At 38.2% G+C, this 18,807-nt stretch carries 16 protein-coding genes; 10 read left to right on the top strand and 6 right to left on the bottom strand.

Annotation, left to right across the window (positions count from 1 at the left end):
• Window positions 1-208: 208 nt before the first annotated feature.
• Window positions 209-1,825 carry a glycosyltransferase family 39 protein gene (locus WJM97_RS09550; RefSeq protein ID WP_353932803.1) on the bottom strand — a complete coding sequence of 539 codons (1,617 nt, stop codon included), beginning with the start codon at window positions 1,823-1,825 and terminating at the stop codon, window positions 209-211.
• Window positions 1,826-2,083: 258 nt separating this feature from the next.
• Between WJM97_RS09550 and WJM97_RS09545 the strand changes: the two genes are divergently transcribed.
• On the top strand, window positions 2,084-3,601 hold the full coding sequence (locus WJM97_RS09545) for a hypothetical protein (RefSeq protein ID WP_353932802.1): 1,518 nt from the start codon (window positions 2,084-2,086) through the stop codon (window positions 3,599-3,601).
• Window positions 3,602-3,615: 14 nt separating this feature from the next.
• Here WJM97_RS09545 and WJM97_RS09540 read toward each other — a convergent pair whose 3' ends face one another.
• From WJM97_RS09540 to WJM97_RS09530, 3 genes are all read right to left on the bottom strand, one after another.
• On the bottom strand, window positions 3,616-4,908 hold the full coding sequence (locus WJM97_RS09540; RefSeq protein WP_353932801.1) for a recombinase family protein: 1,293 nt from the start codon (window positions 4,906-4,908) through the stop codon (window positions 3,616-3,618).
• A gap of 8 nt (window positions 4,909-4,916) precedes the next feature.
• Window positions 4,917-5,450 (bottom strand): CAP family protein, encoded by a 534-nt coding sequence (locus WJM97_RS09535; RefSeq protein WP_353932800.1) that lies wholly within the window; start codon window positions 5,448-5,450, stop codon window positions 4,917-4,919.
• A 93-nt stretch (window positions 5,451-5,543) separates the two neighbouring features.
• A complete protein-coding gene (locus WJM97_RS09530) occupies window positions 5,544-5,903 on the bottom strand; it encodes a VOC family protein (RefSeq protein WP_353932799.1) in 360 nt (119 codons plus the stop codon).
• Between the two features lie 116 nt (window positions 5,904-6,019).
• Here WJM97_RS09530 and WJM97_RS09525 point away from each other — a divergent pair, with 116 nt between their 5' ends.
• From WJM97_RS09525 to WJM97_RS09505, 5 genes are all read left to right on the top strand, one after another.
• On the top strand, window positions 6,020-6,346 hold the full coding sequence (locus tag WJM97_RS09525; RefSeq protein ID WP_353932798.1) for a hypothetical protein: 327 nt from the start codon (window positions 6,020-6,022) through the stop codon (window positions 6,344-6,346).
• 280 nt (window positions 6,347-6,626) lie between these two features.
• Window positions 6,627-10,379: a tetratricopeptide repeat protein gene (locus tag WJM97_RS09520; RefSeq protein ID WP_353932797.1), complete on the top strand. Its 3,753-nt coding sequence runs from the start codon at window positions 6,627-6,629 to the stop codon at window positions 10,377-10,379.
• A gap of 76 nt (window positions 10,380-10,455) precedes the next feature.
• Complete coding sequence (locus tag WJM97_RS09515; protein WP_353932796.1) at window positions 10,456-10,677, top strand: hypothetical protein; 222 nt, start codon at window positions 10,456-10,458, stop codon at window positions 10,675-10,677.
• On the top strand, window positions 10,674-10,838 hold the full coding sequence (locus tag WJM97_RS09510; RefSeq protein ID WP_353932795.1) for a PIN domain-containing protein: 165 nt from the start codon (window positions 10,674-10,676) through the stop codon (window positions 10,836-10,838). The genes WJM97_RS09515 and WJM97_RS09510 overlap by 4 nt, the downstream gene beginning before the upstream one ends.
• Before the next feature lie 40 nt (window positions 10,839-10,878).
• Window positions 10,879-11,058, top strand: coding sequence for a hypothetical protein (locus tag WJM97_RS09505; RefSeq protein WP_353932794.1), 180 nt, complete (start codon window positions 10,879-10,881; stop codon window positions 11,056-11,058).
• Window positions 11,059-11,174: 116 nt separating this feature from the next.
• Here the strand turns inward: WJM97_RS09505 and WJM97_RS09500 are convergent, their stop codons facing one another.
• Complete coding sequence (locus WJM97_RS09500; protein WP_353932793.1) at window positions 11,175-12,092, bottom strand: hypothetical protein; 918 nt, start codon at window positions 12,090-12,092, stop codon at window positions 11,175-11,177.
• 266 nt (window positions 12,093-12,358) lie between these two features.
• Between WJM97_RS09500 and WJM97_RS09495 the strand changes: the two genes are divergently transcribed.
• The 4 genes from WJM97_RS09495 to WJM97_RS09480 all read left to right on the top strand — a co-directional run bounded on the left by WJM97_RS09495 (window position 12,359) and on the right by WJM97_RS09480 (window position 16,784).
• Window positions 12,359-12,940 (top strand): Uma2 family endonuclease, encoded by a 582-nt coding sequence (locus WJM97_RS09495; protein WP_353932792.1) that lies wholly within the window; start codon window positions 12,359-12,361, stop codon window positions 12,938-12,940.
• A 268-nt stretch (window positions 12,941-13,208) separates the two neighbouring features.
• Window positions 13,209-13,388, top strand: coding sequence for a hypothetical protein (locus tag WJM97_RS09490; protein ID WP_353932791.1), 180 nt, complete (start codon window positions 13,209-13,211; stop codon window positions 13,386-13,388).
• A gap of 39 nt (window positions 13,389-13,427) precedes the next feature.
• Window positions 13,428-13,856, top strand: a complete 429-nt coding sequence (locus WJM97_RS09485) for a VOC family protein (RefSeq protein ID WP_353932790.1) — start codon at window positions 13,428-13,430, stop codon at window positions 13,854-13,856.
• A gap of 108 nt (window positions 13,857-13,964) precedes the next feature.
• Window positions 13,965-16,784: a pitrilysin family protein gene (locus WJM97_RS09480; protein ID WP_353932789.1), complete on the top strand. Its 2,820-nt coding sequence runs from the start codon at window positions 13,965-13,967 to the stop codon at window positions 16,782-16,784.
• 46 nt (window positions 16,785-16,830) lie between these two features.
• Here the strand turns inward: WJM97_RS09480 and WJM97_RS09475 are convergent, their stop codons facing one another.
• Window positions 16,831-18,798, bottom strand: coding sequence for a DNA polymerase III subunit gamma/tau (locus WJM97_RS09475; protein ID WP_353932788.1), 1,968 nt, complete (start codon window positions 18,796-18,798; stop codon window positions 16,831-16,833).
• Window positions 18,799-18,807: the final 9 nt, after the last annotated feature.

The raw sequence follows: 18,807 nt of genomic DNA, 5'->3' as shown, positions 1-18,807 counted from the left end.
AACGGTTAATAGCAATAGATATTTAAGTAGGTAAGCACGAATATTTATCGTTATGGCAAGGCAGGAGGGAAGAGGTTTTTAGACAATTTTACATTTTGTAACATACCTTGGTTTTTTCGCACCAACTTACTTACTTTTATATCTATGATTAGTTAGTTTTAGTTTTTATAAGCATAAGCAAGTGCTGATGGGGGAAACCCCCAAGAGCTTATTTATTGCCTATTCCCTTCGTTATTAATTGCCAACCTGCGACTTGATCAACTACTTGAAAAGATTCGAGGTTGAGAGTATCTAAAGTAGAAGTATCAACTAGAAGATAGGGTTTTTGCTCAGACTGCCAATAATATTTTAAGTCTCGGTCAGAAACAGGAATAATGGTGCGATCGCTGTAAAAATTCAAAGATGAACGATGGTAGGGAAAAGACGTGTAAATTTTCTCTGCGGTAGGGTTAGCACTGGCTATCATTGCTGCCACTGGTTTAACAGCATAAGCTTGTTCTGGTTCCCAAACCCAATAATTTGATTTCATCAACAAAAACAGAGAAACATAACTTCCCCAAACCAAAATCTTTAAAAATTGTCTATCACCTCGTTCTGCCAAAATTGCGGCTAAAGTCATAGTTAAAGCTACTGCGGCAAAAATTATTTGTAAATCTGTATTACCTATGCTCCCCAAACTAAAATAAATGCTCCCCGCAGAAGCTACAACAGCCAAAATTGCAAAACCTGTCACCCAAGTACGGGGATAGGATGAAAAAAGACGGACATTTTCTATCTGGGTGATATAAAAACCAAACGCCAAGGCAAAACTAGGATAAATGGGGAATAAATACCAAGGTAATTTGATATTAACTAAAGAAATCAGCAGTAAATAGACACCAGTCCAAACTATAATCAATTTTGCCCAGCTAAGATTCCGATTTTCCCAGGTGAAGCGCAAAGTTTGCGGGAAAAAGATTAGCCAAGGCCATGTAGACTTGAGAATTTCCATCAAATAATACCATGGTGGTTGAGGTTGACCATGAGCAACAGTATTAATTTGATTTAATAATTGATTACCTAACTCAATTTGAGAAGTATAACCATAACGTAAAAATTGGGCAAGATACCAACCTAAAGTCGGTAATATGCCGATGAAAACTCCTATCCATAAATAGGAACTAGCTAGTAATCTTGGTGTATCCCAAAACAGAAAAACTACAGCAATAACCCCTAGAAAAACACCTAATACACCTTTAGTTAGACAAACTAATCCAAAACTAATACCTATGCCCAGACAGTAACGCAAATCTCGACGCGATCGCAAAACACATAACATCATGATCATTAACAATGTTACTGTTACCCCGTCTACTACTGCTAATCTGCCATGACGCACCACAGGTAGCATGGTCAGATAAATTAAGGCACTATAAATAGCTGCCCAACGGAGGCGAAATAATTCCCTAGCAATGCAATATAACAAAGGTACAGAAAAAGCCGTAACCATAGCCCCAGGGAGGCGAGTCGTCCACTCATTTACACCACCCCAGGCATAAGCCCAAGCCACTAACCAGTGCATTAAAGGGGGCTGATTTTGGTATGGTTCACCACCCAAAGTCGGGTAAAGCCAACCCAGAGAACCTGCTGGTGCGCTCCAAATTTCTTTAGCTACCTGCGCCACAATGCCCTCATCCCAGTCTTTGAGAGGCATTCCCCCCAAATTGATATTAAACAGTAACATAGCCGCCAATAGTAAAACTATCAGCCATATACCATCAATCCACTTATCAACTGGGTGATGTTGTCTTTCCAGACGACTCCAAATATAGCTTCCTTCTTGCATATTGTATGCTCATCATTTTACTCACTGGTTAAATTCCATAGAGACCAGAGTGAATCTCCAATGTTGCCACACTGCCACAAACTATTTTCACAGGCAATGGCTAGATCCCAAATTACCTCAGTTTTCTCTGAATAATGATAATTTTTTGAAAAACATTTTTCTTAGTTATTTTTTAAACAATTTAACAAGTATTATCCAAGTTAAATGATATAAATAATACAAACATGAGTAAATTAACTATCATCAAGGAGTCTGTCAATGCGCCTACCTTTTATTTTAGATGTAGCTTTGGGGTTAATTTTTATTTACCTAATTTTAAGTTTATTAGCATCAGAAATTCAAGAACTAATCGCTACAGTCCTCCAGTGGCGGGCTGGACATTTAAAAAAATCCATTGAAATCTTTTTATCCGGTAATTTATATGACTCAGACAAACCAGAAGTAATTAAATTAGTCAACAACATTTACAGTAATCCTTTAATTAAAAGTATCAACCAAGAAGCAAAGGGATTTTTGGCAACTTTACCCAGAAAATTTACTTGGATGGTGGCGAGAATTAGTAATAAGATAGGAACATCAATGGCTAAATCATCGGCTAAATCATCACCAAAAGAACAAATGTTTGGTCATGGACATAGTGGACCATCTTATATAGCTGCCGATACTTTTGCAACAAGTCTGATTGAAGAACTAAAATTACCGACCATAATCCATAATGTTACAGAATCCAGACTTGATACATTTAAAAATAAACATTTACAAGAAATCAGAGTAATTTTAACTAGATCATTAAAGCAAATTAAAGCTGGGGCATTACCAGATGATATTACTCAAGATATCAAGGATGATTTTGAAACCTTACAATTAGAATATGACATCATTGTTGTTGATTTTAAAAATAACAAATTTGACATAGATACCAGCGTTGGCCGGATGAAAGATAGCATGGATAAGTATATCAACAATTTTCAAGCCAACCTAGAAAATGAAAATCCCGTTTTAAGAGAAACGTGTAAACGGTTATCAGCCTTCCATAAACACATTTTTCCTAGTGTGGAAGAAGCCATTATTATTGGTAGTCTCAAACCCAATATTAACGAAATTATGTGTATTATGGAAACAGGAAGTGCTGTATATGGTGGTCTAGAAACATCCATAAGTAATACAGAAGATACAACATATCAAACTATTAAAGAAGTGGTGGATGGTTTACCACCAGTAATTAGAACCAACATTGTCAGTATAGCTAAACAAGCAAAATATAAGGCGAAAAGTACAGAAGAAGGAATTAAAATTTTACGTCAGGAAATTGAGACCTGTTTTGATAGTTCTATGCAGCGTGCTGGTGGAGTTTACAAAAGAAATGCCAAAGGAGTCGCTATTTTAATTGGTATTGCTTTAGCTTTCGGTGCTAATGCAGATACATTCCATATTATTGATCGTTTATCAAAGGATACTGTATTACGAGAAGCAATTGTTTATAAAGCAGAACAAACAATAGAAAGACAACCTAATGCTGCGGATATCCAAAATATCAATACCCAGGAAATTTTACAGGATCTTAACTTACCAATTGGTTGGACAAATGACAACTTAAAAGAACAAATGGGTTGGAATAATTTTAAAATATATAGTGTGCCTATTGTGAGTTTGTTGACAATGTTTGCTGGTTGGATAGTAAGTGGAGTGGCTATTGCAATGGGAGCGCCTTTTTGGTATGATCTACTCAGTAAAGTTATGAATGTTAAAAATGCAGGTAAATCAGGTAAAAATTAGGTAATTAGTAATGACTAAAAAATAAAAATTACCTGTAAAATCCACTCTTTACCCTCGCGTATAATATCTATTTGACGGATAAATTCTCGTAGATAAAAACGCCGTTCTACTTCTGATAAATCTAACCAAAACTGGGGAATAGAAACAGCTTCAGCTACAGAACGCAAATTAACAGGCGGAAGAATAGCTAACTTAGCTTGCAATTGAGAAATTTCTGTACGGAGTTTATAAGACCTTAACTTTGCTGTTTCTGCATCTAAAACCCCAGTTTCTATTAAATTTGGTAATTGTTCCAGAATACTTTGTTGCTTGGTAATTTTATCATTGAGACTATTTTTTATTGTATCCAACTGCGGAAAATTTATTCCTGATACTGCTACAGGTAAATCTCGACAAATAATTTCTATGGTTTTTTCTAAAATATCTGGATAGGGAATAGCACGACATTTAGGATTTTGGGGACATTGAGGATTTCGTAAATATAAATATTCCTGATTTTGATAACGTTGAGTTACACGAGTAACATTCATTCGAGATTGACATTGACTACAAAAAACCAAACCAGCTAAAGAATGAGGTGCGCTGGCAGTTCGAGAGGGTAAACGACTATTGCGACGTAAAAGCCTATCTATTTGTGCTGCTTCTTCCTTAGAAATAATACCTGTATGAGTATTAGAAATAATTTCCCCATTTTGATAGGCTGTATCACCACGATAAACGGGATTTATTAACCAACGTTTTCCGGTAGTCACAGAAATTTTTTTATTATATTTTTTAGCTAAAAAACGCACAGCACCACGCAAAGAACCATAAAGTAAAAAGTTATCAAAAAAATCTTTAACTATCGGCGAAATACTTCTATCAATTAGATATTTTCCTTTACTTCTGCGGTAGCCATAGGGAACTTTACCCGGTGGTGGTGAGGCTTCTAAACGACTTTTTGCGTGTCCTTGACGGATGCTGCGACTACGTTGTTGACGCTGAACTTCTTGCAGTAAATTTAATAATTCAACCCGAAATTTTGCAGATTCAGAAGTATATTCTTGTTCTGTTGCAATGACTATTACCCCCATTGCTTCTAATTGGTTAAGGTAATTATTTACCTGTTCTAAATTATCTCCCAATTCTTCTAAACGACGAATTAGTAAATAATTGGCAGGTTGTTTTTTGCAATCATTAATTAATTGTTGTAACTGTGTTCTCTTTCCTAAATCTTGATAAATTTGATCTATCTCCCAACCCCAAATATTTTGATTGGGAGATGTTTCTAACAGGGGATTTGTGTAACTGTAAGCAATGATTTTCATTTACTCAATTAATACACTTTTTGTCCTTGATAGTTGCCTGGAGGACTATAACGACAAACTAAAATATCTTTACCACTACCACGGGCAACACCACAACCCACGGATGTAGTATTCCGCCAAATCATTTGGGTATAGTGACCAACATCATACCAGTTACCGGTAGAACTGACATTAGGAAAAGTCCCATTCACAAAATACCGTTTTTCACTACCCCAACTATCAACCATTTGTGTATAACTATAAGCACCAGCAGTACCACCCCAGAGGTTTTCACCCTGGCCAGTATTTTGACTATGTTGTAAATTTCCACCTTTGGCAGCTAGGTTATTTGCCCATTGTTGAGCATTATTTGCTAAGGTATTAGACCATTTTAGGGCAGGAACATTAACTTCTTTGCGATATTTATTGTGTGCATTGAGAATTTCTGTAGCAAAGCCAGTATTTTGGGCTGTTACTTGTGAATTTAGATTTGTAGATGCGGCTATGGTGAGAGCGACTGTTGTTAAAACAGTAGAGGTAATTCTTGTGAATAAGTGTGTCATATTTTCATGTAATGATGTAAAATTTTCTCAGTAATTATATTAACTATGCTAAATTATTAACCTCATATTCTTGACTCTATCTTCAGAAAGATTTTATTGCTGACTGAGTTCAATGATATTGCCATCTGGGTCTTTGGTGAAGATGGCAGCACGACCGGAAGCACTAGCTTGAAAGGGATAATTTTGATTTTGTAATTCTGTTTTTGCTGTTTCTAAGTCTACAACTGAAAAAGCAATGTGTGGGTTACGTCCCCATTTTTCGTTTTGGTTTTCGGTGGGGACAGATGAGGAAACTATTAAATGTATTTGATAATTACCAAGTTGATACCATGCACCGGGATATTTGAGGGTGCGGTCAATTTTTGATAGTCCTAATATTGTGCCATAAAAGTGTTCTGATTGTTCTAAGTTGGTGATGAGAATAGCCGTGTGGAGACTTTGGGTAATTTGCATTTTGGGTGAGATAGAAGTGGGTATATTTATCGCTGGATATTGATTAGCAAATAAGTGTTATTATGATTTTGGTTTTGTTATAAACAACTATTAATAGATCAATTGTAGATGAAATTATGACAGAAATTAAATTTGCTATTGAAGGTGAGGATGCGATCACAGCTACAGAGGAACTTTTGGCAATTGAAGGTATAATTGGTAACTATACCGTAGATTCAGAAGATGTGAAAAAAGAGGCAGTCATTACTACTGTTGCTACTATAGTTGGTCTGGTGGGTGGAACTCTGGCTATAGCTGAACAAATTCGCAAATGGTATCAAGAGTATAAACAAAAGCAGTCAGGTAAAAAGATTGCTAAAGTTCTGATTGTCGGCCGCAATGGTAGACGACTGCTGTTAGAAAATGCCACAATTGAGCAAATTTGCCAAATTTTAGATTCTTAAATCACTTTTGTTGATGGGAAGATTTTTTTCACGCAAAGGCGCAAAGAATGAGAGTTTAATTTTGATAATGTTTCAATTTCCTATCTTTAAATTCAGCAACGCCAAAAATTTACTATCACTATCACCCAGTCGGTTTTAACCGACTTTAGCTTTCAGACAGGGAATTTATTCCCTGGCTTATTTTCTGGCTTATTTTCCCTGGCAAAATTCCTCAACATGAAAATACGGAATTAATCTCAAAACTGCGTATAAATAAACAAACTCTTATTTTTCCACCCCTATGATAACTCTCCATATCAAACTTAAATTAACTACCGATGATTACGCCGAGTTACGCTATTTTACTGATAATCCCAACCATTACCAAACCCGTAAACTCCCCCTCAGTCAAATTAGTGATTTAATCCAAATAGCGGAACGAGATTATTACGTTTCCTCCTTTGCGGAAGATTACGCAGTTACCGGAAAACGACTCTATGACTGGTTGGATGGGAGCGACAGATGGTTACAAAAACTCATCAACCAATATCAACGCCAAGGTATCATTTTAGCCATTGCTACAGCAGAAAAACTCGCCCATTTACCTTGGGAAGTTCTGCACGATGGAAAAAGCTTTCTGGTACAAAAATCAATTATTCCTGTACGCTGGGTATCATCGGACTCTGTAAAAACATTGTCTGTGGAGAAAAACCCAGAAAACCGCGCTTTGCAAGTCTTATTTATGGCTACTTCCCCCCAAGGAGTAGAACCTGTATTAGATTATGAAGCCGAAGAAGCACGAATTTTAACAGCGACGGGAAGACAACCTTTAGCTTTGACAGTGGAAGAAAGCGGTTGTTTATCTGAGTTGGGTTATTTGGTGGATGATTACGGTGAAGATTATTTTGATATTTTCCATATTACCGGTCATGCCACAATTACCAACGGACAACCGGAATTTATTACCGAAACCGAAACAGGTGCGGCTTATTATGCTAGTGCAGAAGATATTAAAGAAGCACTACAATTCCGCATCCCCAAATTGATTTTCCTTTCTGGTTGTCGCACTGGACAAGCTGGAAGTGTTGATGATAATTCTGGTTCTGTACCTTCAATGGCGGAAGAATTACTAAAAGCAGGTGCAAAAGCCGTTTTGGGATGGGGACAAAAAGTTTTAGAATCTGATGCAACAGAAGCAGCAGCGACATTATATGGAGAATTAGCCGCAGGAAAACAAATCACCGAAGCGGTTGCCAGTACCTATCAAACATTAATCAAAAACAAAGCGCGGGATTGGCATTTATTGCGATTATATGCAGCAGATAGTTTACCAGGAGAATTGGTGACACCGTTGCGGACTAGGGGAAGGAAACCAGCACCACCACCATCTGTGACTACGGAATTTTTAGATGGTGCGGGTAAGGTAAAAGTCCCCACCCGTGAGAGTTTTGTCGGTCGTCGTCGTCAGTTGCAAAGTTGTTTAAGGACGTTGACTCAATCAACGGAAGAAATAGGGGTATTAATTTATGGCATGGGTGGTTTAGGTAAAAGTAGTGTAGCAGCTAGACTATGTGACCGACTGCCGAATTTCCAGCGTGTAGTTTGGGTGGGAAGAATTGATGAACCGAGTTTAGTTAGTCGGTTGGTGGATAAGTTGGATGATAACGAACAACGCCAACAGATACAAAATCCTGATGAGGAATTGAGATTTAGATTCAAGCGGGTATTTCAGCAGTTGTGGGACGCTGGAGAAAAGCCGTTTTTGTTGGTGTTGGATGATTTTGAGGTGAATTTAGAACCTCGTCAGGATAGCTTTGTTCTGAAAACATCAGCGGTAGAGGTTTTAACAGCTTTAGTTTGGGCAATTCGGGAAACATACACCAACCATCGCTTAATTCTCACCTGTCGTTATGAATTTGAATTTAGCCAATTGCGGTATTTCCATAAACAACCATTGGAAGGAATGCGGGGGGCAGATTTAAGAAAAAAGTGTAGTCGTCTTGTGGCTTTTGGGGCAAAATCTCAGGTAGATGAGAATTTGAAATCTCAAGCTAAGAGATTAGCTGATGGTAATCCCCGGTTGCTGGAATGGTTGAATAAGATTTTGCAAGCATCACCCCACCCCCTAGCCCCCTCCCCGCAAGCGATGAGGGGGGATAAGAGTGTTGATGTGGTGGCAATTCTCAATCGGTTGGAAGTTGATGCGGTGGAGTTGCGAGAACAGGTTTTAGCTGAAGCCTTGCTGGAACAAATGGATAAGATAATGCAGGAAATGTTGACGCTGGGTTTGGTGTTTGAGTTACCAGTACCTAGAGAAGCTTTAACCGCAGTTTGTGCAGGTATCCCCAATTTGGAAAATTATATCAATCGGTCGGTGGCTTTGGGATTGTTGGAAGTTAGTCCTGATGAGTCGTTGCGAGTACCGAGAATTTTGCCTTTGCAGTTACCCACGAATATAGAAACCTTGTATCAACAAGCGGCTGAGGTGTTGTATCGTCTGTGGTGGGAAGAAGCAGAAACTTCGACAGAGGAAGAAAGGTTAGAAATTCATCGGTTAGCGTTATTGGGGAAACAAGGGGAAATTGCTTCAATAGTTGGATCAGCGTTGGCAGGTAATTGGAAGAAGAAAAGTCGTTTTCGTGAAGCTTTGCATCTGTGCAAATCCACCTTAAACACAGTTGAAGACTATCGCATTTTGCATCAACTAGCTCGTTCTGAAAAAGAACTTGGAGAAATTGAACAAGCACACCAACATTATCAACAAGCATTAGAACTCTGTCCAGCAACAGAGGAAACAGAAAAAGCGACAATTATTCACAACTTAGCTATCATCTACGCGGATACGGGAAAAATAGAGGAAGCGATTACCCTTTACCACCAGTCCTTAAAAATCAAAGAAAGCATTGGGGATATCCAAAGTAAAGCCGCGACTTTACACCAATTAGCCCTTATCTACGCCAAAACAGGAAAAATAGAGGAAGCGATCGCCCTCTACCACCAGTCTTTAGAAATAACTGAAAGCATTGGGGATATCCAAAGTAAAGCCGCGACTTTGCACGAATTAGGTCGTATCTACGTCAAGACGGGAAAAATAGAGGAAGCGATCGCTCTCTACCACCAGTCTTTAGAAATCAATGAAAGCATTGGGGATATCCAAGGTCAAGCCGCGACTTTGCACTGTTTAGGTTACATCTACGCTAACACAGGAAAAATAGAGGAAGCGATCGCTCTCTACCACCAGTCTTTAGAAATCAATGAAAGCATTGGCAATGTCCAAGGTCAAGCCGCAACTTTGCACGAATTAGCTGGTGTCTACGCGGACACGGGAAAAATAGAGGAAGCGATCGCTCTCTACCACCAGTCCTTAAAAATCAAAGAGAGCATTGGCAATGTCCAAGGTAAAGCCGTGACTTTGCACAATTTAGGTTACATCTACACCAATACGGGAAAAATAGAGGAAGCGATCATCCTCTTCCACCAGTCTTTAGAAATCAAAGAAAGCATTGGGGATATCCAAGGTAAAGCCGCGACTTTGCACTGTTTAGCTACGATCTACGCGGATACGGAAAAAATAGAGGAAGCGATTATCCTCTTTCACCAGTCTTTAGAAATCACTGAACGTATTGGATATGTCCAAGGTAAAGCCGCGACTTTGCACGAATTAGGACGTATTTACGTCAAGATGGGAAAAATAGAGGAAGCGATCGCCCTCTACCAACAGGTTTTAGAAATTGATGAAAGCACAGGCAATGTGCAAGGAAAAGCCGCTACTTTGCACTGTTTAGCTATAATCTACGCCAACACAGGGAAAATAGAAGAAGCGATCGCCCTCTACCAACAGGTTTTAGAAATTGATGAAAGCACAGGCAATGTGCAAGGAAAAGCCACGACATTGGCTATGTTGGGACATTTATTAGCATATCAAAAAGGAGATTTTGTCACTGCACTGGACTATTTACAGCAGTCTTTAGAGATATTACAGCGTATTCAATCTCCCGATGCTGAGACAGTGAGAGGAATTATTAATGATGTGCAACAAATGGCAAAGAGTTAAGGTAATTTCTATCCATAAAATAAAAATAGTGGTATAATTTATAAACAATATATATATTTAAACAACTACAACGAATATGCAACAATTAATCATTCAAGTGGCGGATAAAGAAAAAGCAGAAATGCTATTAAAAATTATTTCGGCTTTAGATTTTGTCAATTCTGTAGAAGTCGTAGAAGATAACACAAATATAGCTGATAATCAACAAGATTTTTTTGCCTTAGCTGGAATGTGGGAAAATAGAAATATTACCACTGAATCTATTCGTCAACAAGCATGGAGAACAGAAAATAAATGATTTTATGTGATACCAATATCATCATAGAATTTTATAAAAACAATTCTCAGGTGATCTCTGAACTAAGTTTTCTGGGTATCAATCAATTAGCCATTAGTTCTATTACTCAAGCTGAATTATACTATGGTGCTATCAATAATGTGGAGTTAAAAAAAAATTAAAAATCATTTAAAGCTACTCCATATTTTCCCCATTGATGTCATGATATCTACTCAGTTTATTGCATTAATGGAAAATTACTCTCTAAGTCATAAATTAAGTATTCCTGATGCTCTAATTGCTGCAACATCATTAGTACATCAGATTGATTTATATACCTTGAATGTGAAAGATTTTCGCTTTATTAAAGGTTTAAATTTACATCAACCTTCTATTAATTAGTTGTAGGTTGGGTTGAGGTAACGAAACCCAACATTTTAATAGTTTGGTTGGGTTGCGCTGTCCCTTAACTTAACCTAAAACTTTTGACTAATTGAAGTTTCAAATAAAACCTGAGTTCAATCAACTTTAAACCTAGCTAATAATTCCTCACGGGAAAGATTAGATAAATTAAGTAATAACTGAGTTCTTTCCGTTAAAGAAAGTTCCATCAACTGACTGATAATAGTAGATAACTCCTCATCTAAATTACCAAAACGCACTGCTAACAAACTCTCTACCATCAAACGTTGTCCGTCTTTTTGTCCTTCCTGTCTTCCTTCTTCTATTCCCTCTTGTTTCCATTCTTCCCGTTGTTTTAGATATGCTGGTGATAAACTCATAATTAACTCCCTTACTTCTTCATCATTGACATTACTATTCAATTCTAAATTTTTCCGCCAAGATGCAAATATTTCTACTAATCTATCCCATTTATCATCCTCTTGTGAAAGTTCAACAACTTTGCTGATAGCTTCCGTTTGAATTCTACCTTTTCCTAATACTCTCAACCATAGTGTATCCTCTGTCACGGATAACTGATTGATAGCAACAATAACCGCTTTCTGGTATTTTGGCAGAAAATACACTCCTTTTTCCCATCCCTCCTTTGCTTTCGCTCCAAAACCTTCCAGGATTTTTTCTGAACAAGTTGGTGTTAAAATCCATAGAAAGGGTAATTCTTCCTCAGAAATATAACTTTTTTCTCTTTTTGATTGTCGTAATAATTCACCCTGAACGCTATATAATTTTAACAAACAACTTCTAATTTCTATCTCATTAGGTGCATTACGGTAAGGTTCAAAAAGACAACTTGTAACCGCCATTTTTCCTAATAATCCTAATTCTGAATTTATAGATTTTGTTGTCGGAACAAACCAAACATCTATTTCCTGAACTTCGCTTTTTACATCTTTACTGGTTTTGACCTCTCCTAGAGGTGCTAATAATTCTTCTAGATATTCTTTGGCTAGTTGGTCGTGGGGTTGTCTGGTCATAAATCAGTATTTTCTTATATCAGTATATAAAGTTTTATCGTCAGCATTTTCAATATCCCGATTCTCAAAGCGTGAGGGAAATTATCAATAATCTGCAAAAGGCATTAGATATTTATAATACAATTACATTAACTTAATTAAGAACTCTCCTCTAATTTTTTAACAAAAAAGTGGATATTGGTAGTAAACGCCTAATCACCCCCGTCCGTGGGTTTATAGGCAATTAGGATATTATAAAAATAGCGATCTCGCAAAAGGTGAATCAGATGGTTGTCACAATTTCTCAAGCTGAAATAAATCCAGTTGGAGCTTTGCTATCAAATCTAACATGGGAAACTCTGGAAAAATTAGATGCAGATTTGGCAGAAACCGGAGCGCAATTAACTTATTTAGATGGGTGTTTAGAAATTATGCCTCCTTTATCTGATACCCATGAAGAACCTAAAAATACTTTAGGTCAGCTTTTAGAGATTTATATGCGGGTGAAAAATATTCGTTTTTATGGACGTGGTAGTACGACAATTGGAACAAAAGAATTAGGCGCGCGCAAAGAACCAGATGAGTCTTATTGTTTGGGTACACGCAAACCAGTTCCAGATTTAGCAATTGAGGTAATAGTCACCAGTGGTGGAATTGAAACCCTAGAAATTTATCGTCGAGTCGGAGTATCAGAGGTTTGGTTTTGGCAAGATGGTGTAATTTCGGTTTATTGTTTGCGTTCTACAGGATATGATTTAGTAAGTAAGAGTGAATTATTACCAGAATTGGATTTGCGGTCACTAGAGTTTTATTCTCGAATGGCAGATCAATATGATGCAGTGAATGATTTTATGCAATCGTTGATGTAGAAAAGCGATCGCCCTTTTTCACCAGTCTTTAGAAGTTGATAAAAGCATTGGGGATGTGCAAGGAAAAGCCGCGACTTTGGCAATGTTAGGGTAGTTGTTAGCATATCAAAAAGGAGATTTTATGACTGCACTGGACTATTTACATCAGTCTTTAAAGATATTGCAGCGTACTCAATCTCCCAATGCTGAAACAGTGAGAGGATTTATTAATGATGTGCAACAAATGGCAAACGGTTAAGGTACTTTCTTAAACTTCTAAATTTTGAGAATGCTGCAACAAACATCAAAACAAAAAACTGCATGGGAATTGGCAGAAATCTGGGTAGATACTCTAATATCTCCTCCTTATATTGTGATGTTAGTCAAAGAACAATCAGGAAAATTCTGTATCCATAACCCGGCACAAAACTATAAAATTATCTTTACCAGTGACAATAAAGTTATCTAAAAACCTTTTCCCATCACCCCATTACCCCCTCTCCCTTTTATGCACCACGCATCTATTCGGACTGCTAATATCCACTGTGCGATCGCTTTCTATGAGCAGTTAGGATTTACTGTTGCTGATCGCTTCACTACCGGCTATACTTTAGCTTGCTGGATGGAAGGGTTAGATAGTCGGATTGAATTAATCCAAATTCCTCAGCCTCAACCCGCACCTGATGCTTTTGCAGATGAGCATTATGTGGGTTACTACCATCTTTCTTTTGATTTAACCGAAACTGTACCAGATTTACACAGTTGGTTATCTGACTTAAAGGAGCGAATCTCTCTAGTTTCTGAGTTGCAACCCCTCAAAATTCTTTTAGAACCAACTCAGCAACAAATAGGCGATCGCATCCTGGAAGTTACTTTTATCGCTGACTCTGATGGTTTACCTTTAGAGTTTATCCGGTTTTTAGGAAATAGGGAATGAAGATTAGTAACCCAATTACCAATGACTAAGAAAATTTTCCAGAAAAGTAAAACTACAGATGTATAGGTAAAAAAATGTAGTTTTATTTACCTGTATATAAAAAATAATATGTTTGTAATTACTAGCCTTCACAGATATCGTTTATTTCTATTTTTATGCCTATTTTCCGTAATATCAGTCTTTTTGTTGAAATTTATCTTTTCTGGTAGCCAAAAATTAATTACAGTAAATGGGGAACATTATCCGCAAATATTCGTAAGCAAGCCAAAAAATAATATCACTATTACCAACAATGTCCAAAAGACTGTTTTAGACAATGGGTTAACTGTCCTGACTAAAGAAGTGAAAAACGCACCTGTGGTAAGTGTGCAAGTTTGGTATGGTGTGGGTTCTATTAATGAAACTCCAGGAATTAACGGTATTGCTCACCAGTTGGAGCATATTATGTTTAAAGGTACTAAATCCCGACCTATTCAATTTGCTAAACTATTTAGTGCTTTAGGTAGTCATAACAATGGGTTTACCAGTTATGAGCAAACAGCATATTACCACACAGCGGAAAAGGATAAACTCAAAGCACTGCTAGAACTAGAAGCAGATAGAATGAAAAACCTGCTCATTGATAACCAACAATTAAGCAGTGAGAAGCGGGTGGTAATTTCTGAATTACAAGGTTATGAAAATAGTGAAAAATATCGTCTCAAACGTGCTGTGATGCAATCGGTATTTCCTCATAGTGCTTATGGTTTACCGACTGCTGGTACTTCAGCGGATGTGGAAAAACTGACGGTTGAACAGGTGCGGGAATATTACCAGCGGTTTTATCATCCTGATCGTGCTATTTTGGTGATTGTGGGAGATTTTCAAACCAAATCAACTCTAGAAACAGTTAAGGAAATTTTTGGTCAAGTTCCTAAAAGTCAACAACCTCCCCAATTTACCCAGTCTCCAACTCCGAAAATTCCTAGTTCTCCCGTTATTTTACGAGAACCGGGAGCGGGTAAAATATTACAAATGATTTATCCTGTTCCTGATCTTCATCATCCAGATATACCTGTTTTGGGGGTGATGGATTATGTTTTAACTGCGGGAAAAAATGCTTATTTACATCAAAGTTTAATAAAATCTGGTTTAGCTACTGGCATTTCTGCTCGTGTTGTGGGTTTGAGTAAAATTGGTTGGTATGATTTATCTGTGGATGTTGCAGCGAATCAAGATTTAGAAACAGTGAATCATTCTGTCAAGTCTGCAATTGCTAAACTTGTGGAAACGGGAATTACACCAGAACAGGTAGAACGTGCGAAAAAACTATTGATAGCAAATGTGGTTTTAAATAAGCGTGATATTACCAGTCAAGGAATGCAGTTTGCTAATGATCAGTTAGTTGCCGGTGACTATAAATATACAGAAAAGTATTTAGAAAAAGTTCGTCAGGTGAAAGCGGCGGATGTGATAGATGTGATTAATAGGTATCTCAAACCAGAATTAGCAGCAGTTGGTTTTTTTGAACCTCAAGAAAATGTCAAAGTTAGTCATAGTTCATCTATCGTTGCTGGGGAAGAAAGTTTTACTCAAGACGTAAAGTTTACTGCGGATGAGGTGAGTAAGTATTTACCAGATATCAAGGAAGATAGCAGTAATTTAATTCAAAATCTGCCTCTACCACAAAGGTTAACTTTTGACAATGGTTTGCAGGTGTTATTATTACCGGATCATAGTAGTCCCACGGTGACGGTAGGTGGTTATATCAAAGCTGGTAAAGAATTTGAACAAGCTGATAAAGCTGGGTTAGCGTCATTGGTTGCAGAAAATTTAATGAGTGGAACTAAAACTCAGGATGCTGCAAATATCAGTAAAGCTTTGGAAGATAGAGGTGCAAGTTTAGATTTTACGGCTTTACGGGAAGGTGTGCGTATTCAGAGTCAGGGTTTACGGGAAGATTTACCTGTGTTGATAGAAACTATTGGGGATGTTGTCAGAAATAGTACATTTCCAGCGGAAGAGTTAGAAGTTAGTCGTCAACAGGCTTTAAATGTTCTCAATTCAGATTTAAAAGATCCTTATGAGGTAGCGAATAGAAAGTTTATTCAGTCGCTGTATCCGCAAAGTCACCCATTACATATTTTCCCCACTCAAGAAAGTATCGGTAATATCAAAGGAGAAGATGTGATTGCTTTTAGAGAGAAACATTATCGCCCAGATCGGATGGTTTTGGTATTAGTGGGTGATTTTGATGTGGAAAAAGTGCGATCGCTGATTGATGCTAAATTTAGTGATTGGGGTGTGCAGGGGAAAGCACCGGTGGTAGAGTATCCCCAGGTGGTAGTTACAAATAAAGGTGTGCGGATTAATTCTGTGTTACCTGGTAAGTCTCAAGCTGTAACTTATATGGGTTATGTGGGGATTAAACGCCAAGATCCGAGATTTTATCAAGCATTGGTGTTAAATCAAATTTTGGGTGGAGATAGCTTATCTAGTAGACTGGGTGCGGAAGTGCGCGATCGCCTGGGTTTGTCGTATAACATATACAGTAATTTCCAAGGTGGAAAGAATGTTGGCACATTTTTGATTGAAATGCAAACTAACCCAGAAGATGCTAATCAGGCGATCGCCACTACCCGTAAACTTTTAGAACAGATACATCAACAAGGTGTGACGGCAGCAGAACTAGAAACTGCTAAACGCACATTAATTAGTAGTTATAATATTTCTTTGTCAAAACCAGAGCAGTTAAATAACAGAATTCTGTTGAACAAGTTTTATGGACTAAACGAGTCAGAATTACGTAATTTCGTCCAAAAAATTCAAAAAGTCACCACTGAGGAAGTTAATCAAGCTGCCCGTCAGTTATTAGATCCTGATAAATTTGTAGTCGTGACAGCAGGACCACCAATCATAACGGCTGATTCTGGTAAGAATAGCAGGTGACTGGTGACAGGGAAGAGGTTTTTTTCAATCATCTTTTTCCCAATTACTAATAATCATCATCGGTTTCATAGATTTCCATATCTGGTGAAACTCCAACATCCGATAAATCAAAACTTTCATCTGTCATACGGATAATTTCCCCAGAGAAAAAATTAGCTAAACTTTTAGCCGCTTTGTTAACCTGTTCATGATCCCAAGATGAAACAGGCGGTTGTGATACTGGTGTCGGTTTTGGTGGTTGTATCTGATTTTCTACTGGGGTTGTGTTTGTAACTACAGGCTCAATTGTGGGCGGTGGTGTTTGGGGTGGTTGTGATACTGGTGGTGTTTGGGGCGGTGGTTGATAATAAGTAGGAGTTGTTGGTGGTAGTTGCTGAACACGGGTAGAATCTTGTGGAGGAGAATTTTTTGTGGCTGTGGTTGTATTTGATGAACCGGCTTGTTCTAGCTGGACTTGAATATCACGTTGAAATGTCTGCTGGAAGGCTGCTTGCATCATTGGTAGATCAGATTTGAGGGTTTGATACCATCTTGCTCCCCTAACAGCAACACGGGCTAAATTACCGTTAAATTCCACTAGCTGACACATTTGCCCCAGTAAGGCTTGTCGAGAAGGCATGGGAAAATTAGCCCGGACTTGTTCCCAAATCTGATCCAAATTACCCTGATTTGCTGATCCGGTTTCTGGGATAGGTGCAGTGGAAGTTGCCGGTGCAGGTGATGTGTGTACAGGTTCTGGTGCTGTTTGTGGTGGTGAATGGTTTGGTTGACTATAAGTCGGTGCTGGAGATGGGGGAGGATTGTAATTTGTCGGTTGATGATAAGTAGGTTGTTGTGGGGGTGCAGATATAGTAGCAGTGCTAACAGCTTGGGGAATGTTTGCTGCTGGTGTTGTGACTTGTGTTATTACTTGTGTTTGAATGTTAGCGCTGGGCAATAATCCCAGTAATGTGACTTCTAACCATAACCGGGGTTGGGTGGTGTTTTTGAGTTGGACTTCTGCGGTTCTTAAATGTTGCTGTCCGCGTAAAATGGTGGTTATTTCTAATTTGTGGGCAAAGTTAACTAATTCTTGCCAGGTTTGTTGGGTACAAGCCACTAAGTCTTGACGATTGGGGGCGGTTTTGGCGATGAGTAAATCTCGATAACAGGCGGCTAGGTTTTGGAGGATGATCAGGGGTTCTCGTCCCCGGTCTAAAATCTTACGGGTAGCATCTAGGACTATTTCTGAGTTATCTTGGGCGATCGCATCTAGTAAAACTAATAAGTCTTTTTCACTAACTGAACCGACTAAGTCCCAAACTTGATCCGGTGTGACTTCTGAGGGTAATAATGCCAATTGATCTAATAAGCTTTCTGCATCTCTTAAACCACCTTGGGAAATTTGGGCAACTAGGGTAAGTGCATCAGTAGTAATATTAATATCTTCTTTGGCGGCGATCGCACCTAAATGGTTAACCATCGCTTGTAAATGAATTCGTCTAAAATCAAATCTTTGACAGCGGGAAATAATTGTTGGTAATACTCTTTGGGGGTCTGTTGTGGCTAAAACAAAGACTACGTGCTTTGGTGGTTCTTCTAATGTTTTCAGTAAGGCGTTAAATGCCTGGGTACTGAGCATATGGCATTCGTCTATCACATAAACCTTATAACGACATTGTACGGGGGCAAATTGTGCCTTTTCTATCAATTCCCGGATGTTATCAACACCAGTATTACTGGCTGCGTCAATTTCAATTACATCTAAGGAATAGCCTTTGGTAATGCCTTGGCAAATTTCGCAGACTCCACAAGGTGCAGCGGTGGGTTTGTCACTTTTCAGACAATTTAAGGATTTAGCTAAAATTCTGGCACTAGAAGTTTTACCCGTACCTCTAGGCCCTGTAAACAAATAGGCAGGGGCAATTTTTGCCGAACTAATCGCATTTGTCAGGGTGGTAGCGATCGCCTCTTGTCCTACGAGTTCAGCAAAACTCTTAGGGCGATACTTATGGTGTAGGGGTTCGTAAGGCATGGGGGTAAT

This window comes from Okeanomitos corallinicola TIOX110, from assembly GCF_038050375.1.
Lineage (GTDB): Bacteria > Cyanobacteriota > Cyanobacteriia > Cyanobacteriales > Nostocaceae > Okeanomitos > Okeanomitos corallinicola.
Note: the sequence above shows the minus strand (reverse complement) of the source record. Positions and strands in the feature narration are given on the sequence as shown.